Origin of the sequence: Paracoccus sp. (in: a-proteobacteria), from assembly GCF_039808215.1 — a bacterium.
Classification (GTDB): Bacteria; Pseudomonadota; Alphaproteobacteria; order Rhodobacterales; family Rhodobacteraceae; genus Paracoccus.
Genome location: NZ_JBDHSP010000021.1, coordinates 33596 through 50092, shown reverse-complemented (window position 1 = coordinate 50092; position 16497 = coordinate 33596). Strand labels below are relative to the sequence as shown.

Here is a 16497-nt window from a genome sequence, read left to right as displayed (position 1 = left end):
AGAGAAGCTGCGCTTCGCCATCCGCGAAGGCGGCCGCACCGTCGGCGCCGGCGTGGTGGCCAAGATCCTGAAGTAATGGTGCGGGGCGCGGGGTTGTCGCCGCGCCTGCTGCATGGGTTCAAAGGGCCGCCCCGGAAGGGGCGGCCCGCTCGCGTGTGGGGCCGAGACGGAGGACTGGTCAACACGCTGCTTGCGGTTCAGGCAGTCAGGAAGATCTTGTTCGTCGCGTCGAGATGGCGGGGATGCCCGCCCCTGCACGCAAGTTGTTCAGGCGTGGATCCTTGTGTGATGGCGACAAAATCAAGGTGGGCGCTTTTGTAATATCAGCCAATTGAGGAGAGTCGAATGACCAGTGCACGGCGTGGCAACAATCTCTCTTTCGATCTGAGGTCCGACGTGCGCTGCAGAGGCACCTCGCAGATGCCGGCCCACATCATCTTGATGGTGTCACCTACGCAAGAGGCGTGAAGTAATGGCCTCCTGGGTCGTGCGCCGTTCGAAGGTCGCGACATCGCTTTTCCGACGCGGATCGGCCTCGCCACCCCCTCCCGCTTGACGCCGCGACTCGTTTCCGGCATAGGACCGCATCGCTGCCGGCTTCTCGAGAATCGGCGGCCATCAGGCAGGGCCGCCACCAAGGCGGCCTGCCGCTGTTTTATACGGTTCGACGCTGGCGACGCGTGGTGTGTCGTCAGCCTCTCAACTTGAACTCCCCGCCAGAGGGATGAGAATGCAAAGCCAGAATATCCGCATCCGGTTGAAGGCGTTCGATTATCGCGTCCTGGATGCCAGCACGCAGGAAATCGTCAACACCGCCAAGCGCACCGGCGCTCAGGTCCGTGGCCCGATTCCGCTGCCCAACAAGATCGAGAAATTCACCGTTCTGCGCGGTCCGCATATCGACAAGAAGTCGCGTGACCAGTGGGAGATCCGCACGCACAAGCGTCTGCTGGACATCGTTGACCCGACCCCGCAGACCGTGGACGCGCTGATGAAGCTCGACCTCGCCGCGGGCGTCGATGTCGAGATCAAGGTCTGAGGAGGCTGCCATGCTGCGGACTGGTGTAATCGCCAAGAAGCTGGGCATGACCCGGCTGTTCCTGGAGGACGGGAAGCAGGTTCCCGTCACCGTGCTGCACGTCGACAACGTGCAGGTCATCGCGCAACGCACCGTCGAGACAGACGGCTATGTGGCGCTGCAACTGGGTGCGGGCGAGGCGAAGGCCAAGCGCGTGACCGGCGCCATGCGCGGCCATTTCGCCAAGGCGAATGTGGCCCCCAAGCGCAAGATAGCGGAATTCCGCGTCACCCCGGAGAACCTGGTGGAAGTGGGCGAGGAAATCGTCGCCGACCACTATTTCGCCGGCCAGTATGTCGACATCGCCGGCACCTCGATCGGCAAGGGCTTTGCCGGTGGCATGAAGCGCCACAATTTCGGCGGTCTGCGCGCCTCGCACGGCGTGTCGATCTCGCACCGCTCGCACGGTTCGACCGGCCAGTGCCAGGACCCCGGCAAGGTGTTCAAGGGCAAGAAGATGGCGGGCCATCTGGGTGCCGTGCGCGTGACCACGCAGAACCTGCAGGTCGTGCGCACCGATTCCGAACGTGGCCTGATCATGGTCAAGGGTTCGGTCCCGGGTTCCAAGGGCGGCTGGGTCACCATCAAGGACGCCGTGAAGAAGCCGCTGGCCGAGAACACCGTGTTCCCCGCCGCGACCCGTTCCAAGGCTGCCGCCCAGGCCGAGGCCCCGGTGGCCGAAGCTGCCGCGCCCGAAGGAGACAACTGATGAAACTCGACGTTATCACGCTCGATGCCGGCAAGGCCGGGGACATCGACCTGTGCGACGACATCTTCGGGCTGGAGCCGCGTGCGGACCTGCTGCACCGCGTGGTGCGCTGGCAGCGCGCCAAGGCGCAGGCCGGGACCCATTCGGTGCTGGGCAAGTCGGATGTCAGCTATTCGACCAAGAAGATCTACCGCCAGAAGGGCACCGGCGGCGCCCGCCACGGCTCGCGCAAGGCGCCGATCTTCCGTCACGGCGGCGTCTACAAGGGTCCGACCCCGCGTTCGCACGCCTTCGACCTGCCCAAGAAGGTCCGCGCCCTTGGCCTGAAGCACGCGCTGTCGGCGAAGGTTGCCGCGGGCGAGCTGGTCATCGTCGACAGCCTGAACATCGCGGATGCCAAGACCTCGGCCGTGGCGAAAGCGGTCCGGGAAAACGGCTGGAAGCGCGTTCTGGTGATCGACGGCGCCGAAGTGAACGAGAACTTCGCCCGCGCCGCCCGCAACCTCGAGGGCGTCGATGTGCTGCCCTCGATGGGTGCCAATGTCTATGACATCCTGCGCCGCGACACGCTCGTGCTGACGCGCGCCGGGGTCGAAGCCCTGGAGGCCCGTCTGAAATGACCACGAAGCCCGAACATTACGACGTGATCGTGAAGCCGCTCATCACCGAGAAGGCGACCATGGCCGGCGAGGCGAATGCCTTCGTCTTTCAGGTCGCCAAGGACGCGAGCAAGCCGGTGATCAAGGATGCGGTCGAGGCCCTGTTCAACGTCAAGGTGAAGGCGGTCAACACCACCATCACCAAGGGCAAGACCAAGCGCTTCAAGGGCCGTCCGGGCGTGCGCTCGGATGTCAAGAAGGCCTATGTGACGCTTGAGGCTGGCAACAGCATCGACGTGTCGACCGGCCTCTGACAGGACGCCTGCGGATCTGCGGCCCCGGCAGCGGGGCCGCAGGCATTTGACTGAAACGGACCAGCAACGGTCCAAAGCAACGGAAGACAGAAAGATGGCACTCAAGTCGTACAAGCCGACTACGCCTGGCCAGCGCGGGCTGGTTCTGATCGACCGTTCGGAGCTTTGGAAAGGGCGCCCGGTCAAATCCCTCACCGAGGGTTTGACCAAGCACGGCGGCCGGAACAATACCGGACGGATCACCATGCGCCGCCAGGGCGGCGGGGCGAAGCGTCTTTACCGCATCGTCGATTTCAAGCGCAGCAAGTTCGATGTCGCAGCGACGGTCGAGCGGATCGAATACGATCCCAACCGCACCGCCTTCATCGCGCTGATCAAATACGAAGACGGCGAGCAGGCCTATATCCTGGCGCCGCAGCGTCTGGCCGTGGGCGACAAGGTGATCGCCGGCGCCAAGGTCGACGTGAAGCCCGGCAACGCCATGCCCTTCTCGGGCATGCCGATCGGCACGATCGTCCACAACGTCGAACTGAAGCCCGGCAAGGGCGGCCAGATCGCACGTTCGGCCGGCACCTATGCCCAGTTCGTCGGCCGCGACGGCGGTTATGCCCAGATCCGCCTGTCGTCGGGCGAACTGCGCCTGGTGCGCCAGGAATGCATGGCGACCATCGGCGCCGTGTCGAACGCCGACCACTCGAACCAGAACCTCGGCAAGGCCGGGCGCAACCGCCACAAGGGCATCCGTCCGAGCGTGCGCGGCGTCGCGATGAACCCGATCGACCACCCGCATGGTGGTGGTGAAGGCCGGACCTCGGGCGGTCGTCACCCGGTCACCCCCTGGGGCAAGGGCACCAAGGGCAACAAGACCCGCACGAACAAATCGACCGACAAGTACATCCTGCGGTCGCGTCACGCCAAGAAGAAGGGGCGCTGATCCATGGCACGTTCTATCTGGAAGGGCCCCTTTGTCGACGCCTATGTGCTTCGCAAGGCCGAGAAAGCCCGCGAAGCCGGCAAGTCGGATGTGATCAAGATCTGGTCGCGCCGTTCGACCATCCTGCCGCAGTTCGTCGGCCTGACCTTCGGCGTCTACAATGGCAAGAAGCATATCCCGGTCGCCGTGACCGAGGAGATGATCGGCCAGAAGTTCGGTGAGTATTCGCCGACCCGGACCTATTACGGTCACGCCGCCGACAAGAAAGCGAAAAGGAAGTAATCGTCATGGGTAAGGAAAACAATCCGCGCCGCGTGGCGGACAACGAGGCGTTTGCCAAGCTGAAGATGCTTCGCACCTCGCCGCAGAAGCTGAATCTGGTCGCGGCGCTGATCCGTGGCAAGAAGGTGGACAAGGCGCTGGCCGATCTGACCTTCTCGCACAAGCGCATCGCCGTCGACGTGAAGAAATGCCTGCAGTCGGCCATCGCCAATGCCGAGAACAACCACAACCTCGACGTGGACAACCTGGTTGTCGCCGAGGCCTGGGTCGGCAAGAACCTGGTCATGAAGCGTGGCCGCCCGCGCGCCCGTGGTCGTTACGGCAAGATCATGAAGCCGTTTTCGGAAATCACCATCAAGGTGCGTCAGGTCGAGGAGCACGCATAATGGGTCAGAAGGTCAACCCGATCGGAATGCGTCTTCAGGTCAACCGCACCTGGGACAGCCGCTGGTATGCGGATGACAGGGACTACGGCAATCTGCTGCTGGAAGACCTGAAAATCCGCGATTTCATCCACAAGGAAGCCAAGCAGGCCGGCGTCAGCCGCGTCATCATCGAGCGTCCGCACAAGAAGTGCCGCGTCACGATCCATGCCGCGCGCCCGGGTGTCATCATCGGCAAGAAAGGCGCCGACATCGAGACCCTGCGCAAGAAGCTGGCGAATTTCACCGCCTCGGAACTGCACCTCAACATCGTCGAGGTCCGCAAGCCGGAACTGGACGCGCAGTTGGTCGCGGAATCCATCGCCCAGCAGCTCGAGCGCCGCGTCTCGTTCCGTCGCGCCATGAAGCGCTCGGTGCAGAACGCCATGCGCATCGGCGCGCTCGGCATCCGGGTGAACGTCTCGGGCCGTCTGGGCGGCGCCGAGATCGCCCGCACCGAATGGTACCGCGAGGGCCGCGTGCCGCTGCACACGCTGCGCGCCGACATCGACTATGCGCTGTCGGAAGCCTCGACCCCCTACGGGATCATCGGCGTGAAGGTCTGGATCTTCAAGGGCGAGATCATGGAGCATGATCCGCAGGCCCGCGACCGCCGCGCCGCCGAGGCGCAAGAAGGTCCGGCGCCGCGCGGTCCGCGCCGTGACCGCGACGCGCGCTAAGGAGAAGAAGCAATGCTGCAACCGAAACGGACGAAGTTCCGCAAACAGCACAAGGGCCGCATCCATGGCGAGGCCAAGGGCGGGTTCAACCTGAACTTCGGCTCCTACGCGCTGAAGGCCACCGAGCCGGAGCGGGTGACCGCCCGTCAGATCGAGGCGGCCCGCCGCGCGATCACCCGCCACATGAAGCGTCAGGGCCGGGTCTGGATCCGGATCTTCCCGGATGTGCCGGTTTCCTCGAAGCCGACCGAAGTGCGGATGGGCAAGGGCAAGGGCTCGGTCGATTTCTGGGCCGCCCGCGTGCACCCCGGCCGCATCATGTTCGAGATCGACGGCGTGTCCGACGAGATCGCCCGCGAGGCCCTGCGCCTGGGTGCGAACAAGCTGCCGGTGCTGACCCGCATCGTGGCCCGCGAAGACTGGTAATCCGGCCCGCGCGCCAAAGACATTGACGCCCCGCCCAAGTGGCGGGGCGCCGCCATTGCGGCCCCGGCGACAATCGGGGTTGCCAAGACCCGGCATAGCCTGTATGGGCAAGCCTTCATCACGAAACTCCACCGGAATCAGGGTGGCCCTGCGCTGCAGGGGCTCTCCGGTGATGTTGAAAGGAACAGGCGCATGAAAGCGCAGGAACTGAAAGACAAGACGCCGGACCAGCTGAAGGAACAGCTGCTCGCGCTGAAAAAGGAAGCGTTCAACCTGCGCTTCCAGCAGGCCACCGGCCAGCTCGAGTCGACCGCCCGCATGCGTGCCGTGCGTCGCGATGTCGCCCGGGTGAAAACCATTCTGAACCAGAAAGCGGCGGCAGCCGCGGCGTCGAACTGAGGAGTCCGGCCCATGCCCAAACGCATCCTGCAAGGCCGCGTCACCAGCGACAAGAACGCGCAGACCGTCACCGTGCTGGTCGAGCGCCGCTTCAAGCACCCGCTGCTGCAAAAGACCGTGCGTTCGTCGAAGAAATACCGCGCACATGACGCGGAAAACCAGTTCAAGGTCGGGGACATCGTTCGCATCGTCGAATGTGCGCCGATCTCGAAGACCAAGCGCTGGACCGTGCTGACCGAAGCCTCGGTCTGACGCCAGTTAATCGATACCCTGGGGCCGGGCCATGATCCAGGTCGTGGCGGTCCCCAAAGGTCGGGAGTAACCCAATGATCCAGATGCAGACCAATCTGGATGTCGCTGACAACTCCGGCGCGCGCCGGGTGCAGTGCATCAAGGTTCTGGGCGGTTCGCACCGCCGCTACGCATCCGTGGGCGACATCATCGTGGTGTCGGTCAAGGAGGCGATTCCGAAAGGTCGCGTGAAGAAGGGTGACGTTCGCAAGGCCGTCGTCGTGCGCACCGCCAAGGAAGTGAAACGCGAGGATGGCACCTCGATCCGTTTCGACCGCAACGCCGCCGTCATCCTGAACAACCAGGGCGAGCCGGTCGGCACCCGTATCTTCGGGCCGGTCGTGCGCGAGCTGCGTGCCAAGAACTTCATGAAGATCATCTCGCTCGCGCCGGAGGTGCTGTAATGGCTGCCAAGCTGAAAAAGGGCGACAAGGTCGTCGTGCTGGCCGGCAAGGACAAGGGCAAGCAGGGCGAGATCACCACGGTGTTCCCGAAAGAGAACAAGGCCGTGGTTGACGGCGTGAACATCGCCATCCGTCACCAGCGTCAGTCGCAGACCAGCCAGGGCGGCCGCGTGGCCAAGGCCATGCCGATCGACCTGTCGAACCTCGCGCTGATGGACAAGAACGGCAAAGCGACCCGCGTCGGCTTCCGCATGGAAGACGGCAAGAAGGTGCGTTTCGCCAAGACCACTGGGGATGCGATCTGATGCTGGACCAAGCCACCTACACGCCGCGCCTCAAGTCGCTGTACAATGACCAGATTCGTGCAGCCATGAAGGAAGAGTTCGGCTACAAGAACGACATGCAGATCCCGCGTCTGGACAAGATCGTCCTGAACATGGGCATCGGCGAGGCCGTCAAGGACACCAAGAAGGTCAAGCAGGGCGCGGAAGAGCTGTCGCTGATCGCGGGTCAGAAGGCCGTCATCACCCACGCCAAGAAGTCGATCGCCGGTTTTCGTGTGCGCGAGGAGATGCCGCTGGGCTGCAAGGTCACGCTGCGCGGCGCCCGGATGTATGAATTCCTCGACCGCCTGATCAACATCGCGCTGCCCCGCGTCCGCGACTTTCGCGGCGTCAAGGGCAGTTCCTTCGACGGCCGCGGCAATTTCGCCATGGGCCTGAAGGAGCACATCGTGTTCCCGGAAATCAACTTCGACAAGGTCGACGAAGTTCTGGGGATGGACATCATCATCTGCACCACCGCGCCGACCGACGCGGAAGCGAAGTCGCTGTTGAAGCATTTCAACATGCCCTTCAACAGCTGATCGCGGAGGTACGAAGATATGGCTAAGAAATCCATGGTCGAGCGCGAGAAGAAGCGTGAGCGCCTGGTCGCGAAATATGCCGCCAAGCGAGCCGCGCTGAACGAGGTCATCCACGACCAGTCGCGTCCGATGGAAGAGCGCTTCAAGGCCAGCCTGAAACTGGCTGAACTGCCGCGCAACTCCTCGGTCACGCGCCTGCACAACCGCTGCCAGCTGACCGGCCGTCCGCATGCGTATTATCGCAAACTGAAACTGTCGCGGATCATGCTGCGCGAGCTCGGCTCGTTCGGTCAGATCCCCGGCCTGGTCAAATCGAGCTGGTAAGGGGGCATTATGCTGATGAACGATCCTCTCGGCGATATGCTGACCCGCATCCGCAACGCGCAGATGCGCGGCAAGTCCACCGTCCGCACCCCGGCCTCGAAACTGCGCGCCTGGGTCCTGGACGTGCTGAAGGCCGAAGGCTACATCCGTGGCTATGAATCGGTCGAAACCCCCTCGGGTCACACCGAGCTGGAAATCGGTCTGAAATACTTCGAAGGCACTCCGGTGATCCGGGAACTGGCGCGCGTGTCCAAGCCTGGCCGCCGCGTCTATGCCTCGGTCAGGGAAATCCCGCAGGTCCGCAATGGCCTCGGCGTGTCCATCGTCTCGACGCCGAAAGGCGTGATGTCGGATGCAGCGGCTCGCAACGCCAATGTCGGCGGCGAAGTCCTCTGCACCGTGTTCTAAGGAGGGCAGGGATGTCTCGGATTGGTAAGAAACCGGTCGCCCTTCCCAAAGGCGTGACCGCAGAGATCAAGGGCCAGTCGATCGAGGTGAAGGGGCCGAAAGGCACCCGCAGCTTTGTCGCGACCGACGATGTGACGCTTTCGCTGGAAGAGGGTGCGGTGCAGGTTACGCCGCGCGGTCTTTCCAAGCGTGCGCGCCAGCAGTGGGGCATGACCCGCTCGATGGTCGAGAATCTGACCATCGGCGTCAGCACCGGCTTTAAGAAGGAGCTGGAAATCCAGGGCGTGGGTTACCGCGCCTCGATGCAGGGCAAGACCCTGAAGCTGCAGCTGGGCTATTCGCATGACGTGAACTTCGAAACGCCCGAAGGCGTGACGATCACCTCGCCGAAGCAGACCGAAATCGTGGTGGAAGGCATCGACCAGCAGCTGGTCGGCCAGGTCGCCGCGAACATCCGCGAGTGGCGCCGCCCCGAGCCCTACAAGGGCAAGGGCATCCGCTACAAGGGTGAGGTCGTCTTCCGCAAGGAAGGCAAGAAGAAGTAAGGGGCGCGAGAAATGGCACTGAACAAACGAGAGCTGTTCCTGAAGCGCCGCCTGCGCGTGCGGAACAAACTGCGGGCTATCTCGGACGGTCGTCCGCGGCTGTCCGTCCACCGTTCTTCCAAGAACATCAGCGTGCAACTGATCGACGACGTGAAGGGGGTCACCCTGGCCTCTGCCTCGTCGCTGGAAAAGGATCTGGGCGTTGTCGGCAAGAACAACCTGGAAGCCGCGGCCAGGATCGGCTCGGCGATTGCAGAGCGCGCGAAGGCTGCCGGCGTCGAGGACGTGATCTTCGACCGTGGCGGCTTCCTGTTCCACGGCAAGGTCAAGGCGCTGGCCGATGCCGCCCGCGAAGGCGGCCTGAAGTTCTGATCCTGCGGGTGGCGTCCGCGCCACCCCGATGATCCGGGGGCCGTTCCTTGCGGGATGGCCCACCTGGATTGACAGCAACGGCGCGGGTCGCGCCAGATGACAAGGAATGCCTGATGGCAGAACGTGACAACCGCCGGGGCCGCCGCGAAGAGCGCGAGGAAACCCCGGAATTCGCCGATCGCCTGGTCGCGATCAACCGCGTCTCGAAGACCGTCAAGGGCGGCAAGCGCTTTGGCTTTGCGGCCCTGGTGGTCGTGGGCGACCAGCGCGGCCGCGTCGGCTTTGGCAAGGGCAAGGCGAAAGAAGTGCCCGAGGCGATCCGCAAGGCCACCGAACAGGCGAAGCGCAGCCTGGTTCGCGTGCCGCTGCGTGACGGCCGCACGCTGCATCACGATGTCGAGGGCCGTCACGGCGCCGGCAAGGTGATCATGCGCACCGCCGTTCCGGGGACCGGCATCATCGCCGGCGGTCCGATGCGCGCCGTGTTCGAGATGCTGGGCGTCCAGGACGTGGTGGCCAAGTCGCAGGGCTCGCAGAACCCCTACAACATGATCCGCGCCACGCTGGACGGTCTGAAGAAGGAAGCCTCGCCCCGTAACGTCGCGCAGCGCCGCGGCAAGAAGGTGGCTGAGATCCTGCCCTCGAACGACAAGCCGGCTGACGCCGCCGTCGAAGCGTAAGGAGAGGCAGAATGGCCAAAACCATCGTCGTCAAGCAGATCGGCTCGCCGATCCGCCGTCCGGCCATCCAGCGCGAGACGCTGAAGGGCCTCGGGCTGAACAAGATGAACCGCACGCGCGAGCTGGAGGACACTCCGGCGATCCGCGGCATGGTCGCCAAGATCCCGCATCTGGCCATCATCATCGAGGAGCGCGGCTGATCCAGCCCGCTTCCCGCGACATCGAAAGCGCCCCGGATCGCCTCCTGGGCGCTTTCAGCTTTCGGCGTTAACCTTTCGCTAACCAGGCGCCGCTAGGCTTGGTTGCTGGCGCAGGTCGCGCCGGGGACCCAGGATGGCACGCGCATTCGGCTGCCTTGCATTGCTTCTGTCCCTGCTGTCTGCGGGCGGGGCTGCGGCCAACCCTTGGCCGCGGGCCGAGGGCAAGGGATTCGTCTCGCTTTCGGCCGAGGGCGACCGCGACGGCAACAGCTATGTGGCGCTTTACGGTGAATACGGGCTTGGTGCGCGCGACACGCTGGGGGCCGAACTTGGCCGCAGCAGCGGGCGCGAGACCAGCCTGATGTTCTGGTGGCAGCGGGCGCTGGATGACGGCCAGGGCCCGGACCGGCTGGCGCTGTCCCTGGGCACCGGCTTGCTGGCGCGGGACGGCGAATACCTGCCCATGCTGCAGATCGCCGCCGGCTGGGGCAGGGGGTTCGACGCCCTGCCGCTGGTCGAGCACATCCCCGGCGGCGGCTGGCTTTCGGCCGAGGCGCGGCTCAGCGTGGCCGGCGCGATGAAGGATCAGGCGGAACTGCACGATCTGGTGGCCAGCGACGCGGGACTTCTGTCCTACCTGACGCCCGAGACCTCGGCCAAGGCCGAACTGACCCTGGGCTGGCACGCAACCGAATCGCTCATGCTGATCAACCAGTTCCGCTTTGAGGAGCGCGACGATACCGGATTCGCCAGCAAGCTCTCGATCTCGGCGGTGCATGACCTGCCGGGCCCGGTCAGCCTTGAGGCGGGGCTTGTCGCGCCGCTGTCCGGCACCGGCGAGACGGCGCTGAAGATCGGCACCTGGCTGGAGTTCTGAGGCCTTGCCGAAACGGGCAGGGCCGTGCGGGCCGCCGATCTGACGGAAAGGACAGATTGCCCCCCCCCCCCCCCCCCCCGCATGCGACGCTCCGTCCAGATTTCAGGAGCGTTTGCGATGTTGACCATTTGCCGTTATGCCATGATCTGGCTGATTTCCTCGGTGTCATTTGCCCAAGCCGGCGCCTGTGACTGGCGGCCAAGCCAGTTGATCGGGGGCGGCGGCGCCGGGGCCGCCGCCGCGGGCGGCGGTGCTGCCGCCGCCGCGGGCTTGGGCATGAAGGCCGCGGGCTTTTACACGCTGACCCATGCGACATCGGGGCTGACGATGCTGGCATCGACCGCCGGGGGTGCCTCGGCGGCCGGAACGGTCGGCATCATGGGCGGAACTGCCGGCGCCATCGGCACTGCGGGCGCAATTTTGATGTCGCCGGTGACGGTGCTTGCCGGGGCGGTGACCGCGATCGGCGTCGGCGCCTATGAGGGGGTGTGCTATTTCGAGGACGAGCGGGTGACCGATTACGCCGAAATTGATGCGATGATGGCCAATTTGGGCGCGAATGCGGACCCGGTGCTTTTCCGCCATATCCCCGGCAATCGGTTTGCCGAGAATGGGCTCATCATGATCAGGAACCCGGATGGCGATTGGGACGAATACGAGATCAGGAAGCTCTACATCGTGAACGGCGTGCTCAAGGCGCGGAAATGGGGCCGGAACACGGTGATCGGCCAGGTGGGCTATGTCACGGCCCAGTTGCCTGCCGACTGAGACCCTCCGCGTCGGTCTGTCGCGCCGCAAACCTCGCCCAAGCGGCTTGAGTCTGCGGCGCTTCAAGCGTAAAAGCGCTCGTCTCGCATTTGCGCGGACGATTCGAACAAGCAAGAAATGCCGTGTCCGCCCCCCTACGCTTCCTGGGGCGCTTCCGGCTTCAAGGAGAAGCGATATGAAACTGCATGAAATCCGCGACAACGAAGGCGCGAACCGCAAGAAAAAGCGTGTGGCGCGCGGCCCCGGCTCGGGCAAGGGCAAGACCGCCGGCCGGGGCATCAAGGGTCAGACCTCGCGTTCCGGTGTGGCGCTGAACGGCTACGAAGGCGGCCAGATGCCGCTTTATCGCCGCCTGCCCAAGCGCGGCTTCAGCAAGCCCAACCGGCTGGAATTCGCGCTGGTCAACCTCGGCCAGCTGCAGGCCTTCGTCGACGCCGGCAAGCTGGATGCGGCCGCCGCGGTGACCGAGGATGCGCTGGTGGCCGCGGGGGTCATCCGCCGCAAGCTGGACGGTGTGCGCGTCCTGGCCAAGGGCGAGCTGACCGCGGCGCTGGATCTGACCGTGGCCGGCGCGTCGAAGGCCGCCGTCGAGGCGATCGGCAAGGCCGGCGGCAAGATCACCCTCACCCGCGCGGTGAAAGAAGACGCTGCGGCCGAATAAGCTGTTGAAGGGCGCGCTCGCGCCCAATAGACAGGCTTGCAAGTTTTCCAGGCGCCGCGGGATCGGGAGACGATCCGGCGGCGCTGCCACGAAGGGGCACAAGAATGGCGTCAGCCGCAGAACAGATGGCATCGAACCTTTCCTGGGGCGCGTTTGGCAAGGCGACCGAGCTGCGCCAGAGGATCTGGTTCACCCTGGGCCTTCTCATCATCTATCGTCTGGGCACCTATATCCCGGTGCCGGGCATCGACGGCGCGGCGCTGCGCAACTTCATGGACCAGGCGCAGGCCGGCATCGGGGGGATTCTCTCGATGTTCACCGGCGGTGCGCTGGGGCGGATGGGGGTCTTTGCCCTGGGCATCATGCCCTATATCTCGGCCTCGATCATCGTGCAGCTTCTGACCTCGATGGTGCCGGCGCTCGAGCAGCTCAAGAAAGAGGGCGAGCAGGGGCGCAAGAAGATCAACCAGTATACGCGCTATGCCACCGTGGCCCTGGCGCTGTTTCAGGCCTGGGGCCTGGCGGTCAGCCTCGAGGCCGGCAATCTGGCACATGACCCGGGCATGTTCTTCCGCGCCTCGGTGGTCATCACCCTGGTCGGCGGCACCATGTTCCTGATGTGGGTGGGCGAGCAGATCACCGCCCGCGGCATCGGCAACGGCATCTCGCTGATCATCTTCGTCGGCATCGTCGCCGAGATCCCGGCGCAGCTGGCGCAGTTCCTGGCACAGGGCCGCACTGGCGCCGTGTCCACCCCGGTGATCCTGGGCGTGATGGTGATGATCGCCGTGGTCGTCGCCTTCGTGGTGTTCATGGAACGCGCGCTGCGCAAGATCCACATCCAGTATCCGCGCCGCCAGGTCGGGATGAAGATCTATGACGGCCAGTCCTCGCATCTGCCGATCAAGGTGAACCCGGCGGGGGTGATCCCGGCGATCTTTGCCAGCTCGCTTCTGCTGCTGCCGATCACCATCTCGACCTTCTCGGGCAACCAGACCGGCCCGATCATGTCCACGATCCTGGCCTATTTCGGCCCCGGTCAGCCGCTTTACCTGATCTTCTTTGCGGCGATGATCGTGTTCTTCACCTTTTTCTACACCTTCAACGTCAGCTTCAAGCCTGACGACGTGGCCGAGAACCTGAAGAACCAGGGCGGCTTTGTTCCCGGCATCCGCCCGGGCAAGCGCACCGAGGACTATCTGACCTATGTGGTGAACCGCGTGCTGGTGATCGGTTCGGCCTATCTGGCCTTCGTCTGCCTGCTGCCCGAGATCATCCGCGACCAGCTGGCGATCCCGTTCTATTTCGGCGGCACCTCGGTGCTGATCGTGGTGGCGGTGGTCATGGACACGATCAGCCAGGTGCAAAGCCACTTGCTGGCGCATCAATACGAGGGTCTGATCGAGAAATCGCAGCTTCGCGGCCGGCGCGGCAAGACCGGTGCCGCCAAGCCGCGCAAGGCGCCGGCGCGCCGCTGAGGGAAAACCCGTCACTGGGGGCTAGGAGAGGGACGACATGCCGATCAACATCATTCTGCTGGGCCCGCCGGGCGCAGGCAAGGGCACCCAGGCCAGGCGCCTGATCGAGGACCGCGGGCTGGTCCAGCTCTCGACCGGCGACATGCTGCGCGAGGCGCGCAGTTCCGGCACCGAGATGGGCCAGCGCGTCGCCGCGGTCATGGACCGGGGAGAGCTGGTCACCGACGAGATCGTCATCGGCCTGATCCGCGAGAAGCTGGGCCAGGGCGGCAACGGCTTCATCTTTGACGGCTTCCCGCGCACCCTGGCCCAGGCCGATGCGCTGCAGGCGCTGATGGCCGAGATGGACCAGCGCATCAATGCGGTGATCGAGATGCGGGTGGACGATGCCGCGCTGGTGGCGCGCGTCTCGGGCCGCTACACCTGCGGCAATTGCGGCGAGGTCTATCACGACCAGACCCGGCCGACCAGGGAAGCCGGCAAATGCGATGTCTGCGGCTCGGCCGACCTGCGCCGGCGCGCCGATGACAATGCCGAAAGCCTCAAGACCCGGCTGATGGAATATTACAAGAAAACCTCGCCCCTGGTCGGTTACTACCACGTCAAGGGCAACCTGCATGCGGTGGACGGCCTGGCCGAGATCGACGAGGTTGCCGCGGCCGTGGCCAGGGTCATGGACGGGCTTGCGGGCCGGGGTTGACCTCGGCGGGCAAATCCCCTAATCCGCAGCATCCCGCCAGGGAATCATCCGGAGGTCCGGGTGTCGCTTCAAGACCCGAGAGCGAGGCTTTCGGGTCTTTGGTTGTGAAAAAAGGTTCCGGGGCTACGGAACCGCAACGATGAAAAGGAAAAACGCGTGGCTCGTATTGCTGGCGTCAACATTCCGACCGGGAAACGCGTCCCGATCGCACTGACCTATATCCATGGCATCGGCCCGAAATTCGCCGAGGAGATCATCGCGGGCGTCGGCATCGACCCGGCCCGGCGCGTCAACGAACTGTCGGATGCCGAGGTTCTGAAGATCCGCGAATACATCGACGCCAATTACACCGTCGAAGGCGACCTGCGTCGCGAGACCCAGATGAACATCAAGCGCATGATGGACCTGGGTTCCTATCGTGGCCTGCGCCACCGCCGCGGCCTGCCGGTTCGCGGTCAGCGCACCCACACCAATGCCCGCACCCGCAAGGGCCCGGCGAAACCGATCGCCGGCAAGAAGAAGTAAGGGGGAACGGACATGGCACGCGATAAAACCCGCATCAAGCGCAAGGAACGCAAGAACATCGCCACCGGCGTGGCGCATGTGAACTCGTCCTTCAACAATACCAAGATCCTGATCTCGGACGTGCAGGGCAATGCGATCTCGTGGTCGTCGGCCGGCACCATGGGCTTCAAGGGCTCGCGCAAATCGACCCCCTATGCCGCGCAGATGGCCGCCGAAGACGCGGGCCGCAAGGCGCAGGAACACGGCGTGCGTACGCTGGAGGTCGAAGTGCAGGGCCCCGGTTCGGGCCGCGAATCGGCGCTGCGCGCGCTGGCCGCCGTCGGCTTCAACATCACGGCCATCCGTGACGTGACGCCGATCGCGCATAACGGCTGCCGCCCGCCAAAGCGCCGCCGGGTCTGATCCCGCAGGAATTGGACGCGTTCCGCGTGGGGGATTCCCGCGCGGGCGCTTTTTCCCTTTTTACCTCGGGTGTTTCCGATCACCGGTCATGGATCGGAAACTGGAATGGAGGCAACGCATGATCCACAAGAACTGGGGCGAACTCATCAAGCCCGCCCAGCTTGAAGTCAGACCGGGCGCCGATGCCACGCGCGTGGCCACCGTCGTCGCCGAGCCGCTGGAGCGCGGCTTCGGGCTGACGCTGGGCAACGCGCTGCGCCGGGTGCTTCTGTCCTCGCTGCAGGGCGCCGCAATCACCTCGGTGCAGATCGACAACGTGCTGCACGAATTTTCCTCGGTGCCCGGCGTGCGCGAGGATGTGACCGACATCGTCCTGAACCTCAAGGGCGTGACGCTGAAGATGGACGTGGACACGCCCAAGCGCCTGGCGCTGTCGGCCAAGGGTCCGGGCGAGGTCAAGGCCGGCGACATCCAGGAAACCGCCGGCATCACCATCCTGAACCGCGAGCATGTCATCTGCCATCTCGACGACGGCGCCGAGCTGCACATGGAACTGACCGTGCAGAACGGCAAGGGCTATGTCGCGGCCGACAAGAACCGTCCCGAGGATGCGCCGATCGGCCTGATCCCGGTCGATGCCATCTTCTCGCCGGTCAAGCGTGTCAGCTATGAGGTCGCACCGACCCGCGAGGGCCAGGTGCTGGACTATGACAAGCTGACGATGAAGGTCGAGACCGACGGTTCGCTGACCCCGGAAGACGCCGTGGCCTATGCCGCGCGCATCATCCAGGACCAGCTCTCGGTCTTCGTGAACTTCGAGGAGCCCGAGACCGCGACGCGTTCGGACGCCGAGGACGGGCTGGAGTTCGACCCGCGCCTGCTGAAGAAGGTCGACGAGCTGGAACTGTCGGTGCGTTCGGCGAACTGCCTGAAGAACGACAATATCGTCTATATCGGCGACCTGATCCAGAAGACCGAGGCCGAGATGCTGCGCACCCCGAACTTCGGCCGCAAGTCGCTCAATGAGATCAAGGAAGTGCTCTCGGGCATGGGCCTGCACCTCGGCATGGATGTCGTGGACTGGCCGCCGGAGAACATCGAGGATCTGGCCAAGCGCTTCGACGACCAGTTCTGAGCCATACCGGGGGCGTGCG

General features: G+C 64.6%; 28 protein-coding genes. All 28 read left to right on the top strand.

Annotated features, from left to right (window positions below; translation table 11 throughout):
• The first annotated feature begins 730 nt into the window (after positions 1-730).
• Positions 731-1039 carry a 30S ribosomal protein S10 gene (rpsJ, locus tag WMK75_RS09390; protein WP_010400227.1) on the top strand — a complete coding sequence of 103 codons (309 nt, stop codon included), beginning with the start codon at positions 731-733 and terminating at the stop codon, positions 1037-1039.
• Between the two features lie 10 nt (positions 1040-1049).
• The gene (gene rplC, locus WMK75_RS09385) at positions 1050-1787 is read left to right on the top strand and encodes a 50S ribosomal protein L3 (RefSeq protein WP_347267419.1); all 738 of its coding nucleotides are present in this window, start codon (positions 1050-1052) and stop codon (positions 1785-1787) included.
• Positions 1787-2407, top strand: a complete 621-nt coding sequence (gene rplD / locus WMK75_RS09380; RefSeq protein ID WP_347267418.1) for a 50S ribosomal protein L4 — start codon at positions 1787-1789, stop codon at positions 2405-2407. Before rplC ends, rplD begins: the two co-directional genes overlap by 1 nt.
• Entirely contained in the window at positions 2404-2700 is a 297-nt protein-coding gene (locus WMK75_RS09375; protein ID WP_347267417.1) for a 50S ribosomal protein L23, read from the top strand. The genes rplD and WMK75_RS09375 overlap by 4 nt, the downstream gene beginning before the upstream one ends.
• 94 nt (positions 2701-2794) lie before the next feature.
• Positions 2795-3634, top strand: a complete 840-nt coding sequence (gene rplB, locus WMK75_RS09370) for a 50S ribosomal protein L2 (RefSeq protein ID WP_347267416.1) — start codon at positions 2795-2797, stop codon at positions 3632-3634.
• A 3-nt stretch (positions 3635-3637) separates the two neighbouring features.
• Positions 3638-3916: a 30S ribosomal protein S19 gene (gene rpsS / locus WMK75_RS09365; protein WP_347267415.1), complete on the top strand. Its 279-nt coding sequence runs from the start codon at positions 3638-3640 to the stop codon at positions 3914-3916.
• Positions 3917-3921: 5 nt separating this feature from the next.
• Positions 3922-4302 (top strand): 50S ribosomal protein L22, encoded by a 381-nt coding sequence (gene rplV / locus WMK75_RS09360; RefSeq protein ID WP_347267414.1) that lies wholly within the window; start codon positions 3922-3924, stop codon positions 4300-4302.
• Positions 4302-5018: a 30S ribosomal protein S3 gene (rpsC, locus tag WMK75_RS09355; RefSeq protein WP_347267413.1), complete on the top strand. Its 717-nt coding sequence runs from the start codon at positions 4302-4304 to the stop codon at positions 5016-5018. The genes rplV and rpsC overlap by 1 nt, the downstream gene beginning before the upstream one ends.
• Positions 5019-5030: 12 nt before the next feature.
• Positions 5031-5444: a 50S ribosomal protein L16 gene (gene rplP, locus WMK75_RS09350; protein WP_347267412.1), complete on the top strand. Its 414-nt coding sequence runs from the start codon at positions 5031-5033 to the stop codon at positions 5442-5444.
• Positions 5445-5636: 192 nt separating this feature from the next.
• Entirely contained in the window at positions 5637-5843 is a 207-nt protein-coding gene (gene rpmC, locus WMK75_RS09345) for a 50S ribosomal protein L29 (RefSeq protein ID WP_058097362.1), read from the top strand.
• A 12-nt stretch (positions 5844-5855) separates the two neighbouring features.
• A complete protein-coding gene (gene rpsQ / locus WMK75_RS09340) occupies positions 5856-6095 on the top strand; it encodes a 30S ribosomal protein S17 (RefSeq protein ID WP_347267411.1) in 240 nt (79 codons plus the stop codon).
• Positions 6096-6169: 74 nt separating this feature from the next.
• Entirely contained in the window at positions 6170-6538 is a 369-nt protein-coding gene (gene rplN, locus WMK75_RS09335; RefSeq protein ID WP_020951873.1) for a 50S ribosomal protein L14, read from the top strand.
• Entirely contained in the window at positions 6538-6843 is a 306-nt protein-coding gene (rplX, locus tag WMK75_RS09330) for a 50S ribosomal protein L24 (protein WP_347267410.1), read from the top strand. Before rplN ends, rplX begins: the two co-directional genes overlap by 1 nt.
• On the top strand, positions 6843-7403 hold the full coding sequence (gene rplE / locus WMK75_RS09325; RefSeq protein ID WP_347267409.1) for a 50S ribosomal protein L5: 561 nt from the start codon (positions 6843-6845) through the stop codon (positions 7401-7403). Before rplX ends, rplE begins: the two co-directional genes overlap by 1 nt.
• Before the next feature lie 18 nt (positions 7404-7421).
• Positions 7422-7727, top strand: a complete 306-nt coding sequence (rpsN, locus tag WMK75_RS09320) for a 30S ribosomal protein S14 (RefSeq protein WP_347267408.1) — start codon at positions 7422-7424, stop codon at positions 7725-7727.
• Positions 7728-7736: 9 nt separating this feature from the next.
• Positions 7737-8135 (top strand): 30S ribosomal protein S8, encoded by a 399-nt coding sequence (gene rpsH, locus WMK75_RS09315; protein WP_347267407.1) that lies wholly within the window; start codon positions 7737-7739, stop codon positions 8133-8135.
• A gap of 11 nt (positions 8136-8146) precedes the next feature.
• Positions 8147-8680 carry a 50S ribosomal protein L6 gene (gene rplF, locus WMK75_RS09310; protein WP_347267406.1) on the top strand — a complete coding sequence of 178 codons (534 nt, stop codon included), beginning with the start codon at positions 8147-8149 and terminating at the stop codon, positions 8678-8680.
• A 12-nt stretch (positions 8681-8692) separates the two neighbouring features.
• Positions 8693-9052, top strand: coding sequence for a 50S ribosomal protein L18 (rplR, locus tag WMK75_RS09305; protein WP_347267405.1), 360 nt, complete (start codon positions 8693-8695; stop codon positions 9050-9052).
• A gap of 113 nt (positions 9053-9165) precedes the next feature.
• Positions 9166-9732, top strand: a complete 567-nt coding sequence (gene rpsE, locus WMK75_RS09300; RefSeq protein ID WP_347267404.1) for a 30S ribosomal protein S5 — start codon at positions 9166-9168, stop codon at positions 9730-9732.
• An 11-nt stretch (positions 9733-9743) separates the two neighbouring features.
• Positions 9744-9932, top strand: a complete 189-nt coding sequence (rpmD, locus tag WMK75_RS09295) for a 50S ribosomal protein L30 (protein WP_347267403.1) — start codon at positions 9744-9746, stop codon at positions 9930-9932.
• A 133-nt stretch (positions 9933-10065) separates the two neighbouring features.
• Positions 10066-10809 carry a hypothetical protein gene (locus WMK75_RS09290; protein ID WP_347267402.1) on the top strand — a complete coding sequence of 248 codons (744 nt, stop codon included), beginning with the start codon at positions 10066-10068 and terminating at the stop codon, positions 10807-10809.
• Positions 10810-10833: 24 nt separating this feature from the next.
• Positions 10834-11577 carry a hypothetical protein gene (locus WMK75_RS09285; RefSeq protein WP_347267401.1) on the top strand — a complete coding sequence of 248 codons (744 nt, stop codon included), beginning with the start codon at positions 10834-10836 and terminating at the stop codon, positions 11575-11577.
• Between the two features lie 175 nt (positions 11578-11752).
• Positions 11753-12238 carry a 50S ribosomal protein L15 gene (gene rplO, locus WMK75_RS09280; protein WP_347267400.1) on the top strand — a complete coding sequence of 162 codons (486 nt, stop codon included), beginning with the start codon at positions 11753-11755 and terminating at the stop codon, positions 12236-12238.
• Between the two features lie 104 nt (positions 12239-12342).
• Positions 12343-13716, top strand: coding sequence for a preprotein translocase subunit SecY (gene secY / locus WMK75_RS09275; protein WP_347267399.1), 1374 nt, complete (start codon positions 12343-12345; stop codon positions 13714-13716).
• Between the two features lie 37 nt (positions 13717-13753).
• Positions 13754-14416, top strand: coding sequence for an adenylate kinase (locus WMK75_RS09270; RefSeq protein ID WP_347267398.1), 663 nt, complete (start codon positions 13754-13756; stop codon positions 14414-14416).
• A 156-nt stretch (positions 14417-14572) separates the two neighbouring features.
• Positions 14573-14941, top strand: coding sequence for a 30S ribosomal protein S13 (gene rpsM, locus WMK75_RS09265; RefSeq protein ID WP_347267397.1), 369 nt, complete (start codon positions 14573-14575; stop codon positions 14939-14941).
• A 12-nt stretch (positions 14942-14953) separates the two neighbouring features.
• Entirely contained in the window at positions 14954-15343 is a 390-nt protein-coding gene (gene rpsK / locus WMK75_RS09260) for a 30S ribosomal protein S11 (RefSeq protein WP_028713553.1), read from the top strand.
• Between the two features lie 118 nt (positions 15344-15461).
• Positions 15462-16478: a DNA-directed RNA polymerase subunit alpha gene (locus tag WMK75_RS09255; RefSeq protein ID WP_347267396.1), complete on the top strand. Its 1017-nt coding sequence runs from the start codon at positions 15462-15464 to the stop codon at positions 16476-16478.
• The last annotated feature ends 19 nt before the right edge of the window (positions 16479-16497 follow it).

What these genes read in the sequence shown, in the direction of transcription:
- rpsJ (WP_010400227.1), top strand. Translation starts at nt 731, where the DNA reads ATGCAAAGCCAGAATATCCGCATCCGGTTGAAGGCGTTCGATTATCGC.
- WMK75_RS09290 (WP_347267402.1), top strand. Translation starts at nt 10,066, where the DNA reads ATGGCACGCGCATTCGGCTGCCTTGCATTGCTTCTGTCCCTGCTGTCT.
- rpsC (WP_347267413.1), top strand. Translation starts at nt 4,302, where the DNA reads ATGGGTCAGAAGGTCAACCCGATCGGAATGCGTCTTCAGGTCAACCGC.
- rplF (WP_347267406.1), top strand. Translation starts at nt 8,147, where the DNA reads ATGTCTCGGATTGGTAAGAAACCGGTCGCCCTTCCCAAAGGCGTGACC.
- WMK75_RS09375 (WP_347267417.1), top strand. Translation starts at nt 2,404, where the DNA reads ATGACCACGAAGCCCGAACATTACGACGTGATCGTGAAGCCGCTCATC.
- rpsE (WP_347267404.1), top strand. Translation starts at nt 9,166, where the DNA reads ATGGCAGAACGTGACAACCGCCGGGGCCGCCGCGAAGAGCGCGAGGAA.
- rpsH (WP_347267407.1), top strand. Translation starts at nt 7,737, where the DNA reads ATGCTGATGAACGATCCTCTCGGCGATATGCTGACCCGCATCCGCAAC.
- rplX (WP_347267410.1), top strand. Translation starts at nt 6,538, where the DNA reads ATGGCTGCCAAGCTGAAAAAGGGCGACAAGGTCGTCGTGCTGGCCGGC.
- rpsN (WP_347267408.1), top strand. Translation starts at nt 7,422, where the DNA reads ATGGCTAAGAAATCCATGGTCGAGCGCGAGAAGAAGCGTGAGCGCCTG.
- WMK75_RS09255 (WP_347267396.1), top strand. Translation starts at nt 15,462, where the DNA reads ATGATCCACAAGAACTGGGGCGAACTCATCAAGCCCGCCCAGCTTGAA.
- rplR (WP_347267405.1), top strand. Translation starts at nt 8,693, where the DNA reads ATGGCACTGAACAAACGAGAGCTGTTCCTGAAGCGCCGCCTGCGCGTG.
- rpsQ (WP_347267411.1), top strand. Translation starts at nt 5,856, where the DNA reads ATGCCCAAACGCATCCTGCAAGGCCGCGTCACCAGCGACAAGAACGCG.
- rplD (WP_347267418.1), top strand. Translation starts at nt 1,787, where the DNA reads ATGAAACTCGACGTTATCACGCTCGATGCCGGCAAGGCCGGGGACATC.
- rplC (WP_347267419.1), top strand. Translation starts at nt 1,050, where the DNA reads ATGCTGCGGACTGGTGTAATCGCCAAGAAGCTGGGCATGACCCGGCTG.
- rplP (WP_347267412.1), top strand. Translation starts at nt 5,031, where the DNA reads ATGCTGCAACCGAAACGGACGAAGTTCCGCAAACAGCACAAGGGCCGC.
- rplO (WP_347267400.1), top strand. Translation starts at nt 11,753, where the DNA reads ATGAAACTGCATGAAATCCGCGACAACGAAGGCGCGAACCGCAAGAAA.
- rpsK (WP_028713553.1), top strand. Translation starts at nt 14,954, where the DNA reads ATGGCACGCGATAAAACCCGCATCAAGCGCAAGGAACGCAAGAACATC.
- rplE (WP_347267409.1), top strand. Translation starts at nt 6,843, where the DNA reads ATGCTGGACCAAGCCACCTACACGCCGCGCCTCAAGTCGCTGTACAAT.
- rpsS (WP_347267415.1), top strand. Translation starts at nt 3,638, where the DNA reads ATGGCACGTTCTATCTGGAAGGGCCCCTTTGTCGACGCCTATGTGCTT.
- rpmC (WP_058097362.1), top strand. Translation starts at nt 5,637, where the DNA reads ATGAAAGCGCAGGAACTGAAAGACAAGACGCCGGACCAGCTGAAGGAA.
- rplN (WP_020951873.1), top strand. Translation starts at nt 6,170, where the DNA reads ATGATCCAGATGCAGACCAATCTGGATGTCGCTGACAACTCCGGCGCG.
- rpmD (WP_347267403.1), top strand. Translation starts at nt 9,744, where the DNA reads ATGGCCAAAACCATCGTCGTCAAGCAGATCGGCTCGCCGATCCGCCGT.
- WMK75_RS09270 (WP_347267398.1), top strand. Translation starts at nt 13,754, where the DNA reads ATGCCGATCAACATCATTCTGCTGGGCCCGCCGGGCGCAGGCAAGGGC.
- rplV (WP_347267414.1), top strand. Translation starts at nt 3,922, where the DNA reads ATGGGTAAGGAAAACAATCCGCGCCGCGTGGCGGACAACGAGGCGTTT.
- rplB (WP_347267416.1), top strand. Translation starts at nt 2,795, where the DNA reads ATGGCACTCAAGTCGTACAAGCCGACTACGCCTGGCCAGCGCGGGCTG.
- secY (WP_347267399.1), top strand. Translation starts at nt 12,343, where the DNA reads ATGGCGTCAGCCGCAGAACAGATGGCATCGAACCTTTCCTGGGGCGCG.